General features: G+C 68.6%; 1 protein-coding gene. It reads left to right on the top strand.

Annotated features, from left to right (window positions below; translation table 11 throughout):
• Positions 1–666, top strand: a 666-nt coding sequence (locus A5652_RS21960) for a pitrilysin family protein (RefSeq protein ID WP_232001312.1), incomplete at both ends; no start/stop codon positions are given.

Raw genomic sequence — 666 nt, forward strand, 5'->3', positions numbered from 1 at the left:
CGCGCATCGCGATCTCTTCGAGGACCACGTCGCGTTCCAGCTCGACATCGTTGGCCGCACAGCACCCGTTGAGCACCTGCTGTTCAAGTCGACGCCCAGCCGCACCGCGGTGGACATCGCGCAGGCGATGGACGCCGTCGGGGGAGAGCTGAACGCTTTCACCGCCAAGGAGCACACCTGCTACTACGCGCATGTGCTCGACAGCGATCTGGCGCTGGCCGTCGACCTGGTCGCGGACGTGGTGCTCAACGGGTGCTGTGCGGCCAACGATGTCGAGCTGGAACGCGACGTGGTCCTCGAAGAGATCGCGATGCGCGACGACGACCCCGAGGACGCGCTCGGCGACATGTTCCTGAGCGCGCTCTTCGGTGACCACCCGGTGGGCCGTCCCGTCATCGGCACCGCGCGATCGGTGGCGTCGATGACGCGAAACCAGCTGCACTCGTTTCACGTCCGGCGCTACACCCCGGAGCGGATGGTGGTGGCGGTGGCCGGCAACGTCGACCACGACGAGGTGGTCGCGTTGGTGCGCAGGCACTTCGGACCGCATCTGGTTCGCGGCCGCGAACCCATCGCGCCGCGCAAGGGTGCCGGACGGGTCACCGGCCGCCCCAGTCTGCTGCTGGGCAACCGGGACGCCGAGCAGGCTCACGTGTCGCTGGGCGT

The sequence above is a fragment of the Mycobacterium sp. 1165178.9 genome (genome assembly GCF_001673555.1).
Classification (GTDB): domain Bacteria; phylum Actinomycetota; class Actinomycetes; order Mycobacteriales; family Mycobacteriaceae; genus Mycobacterium.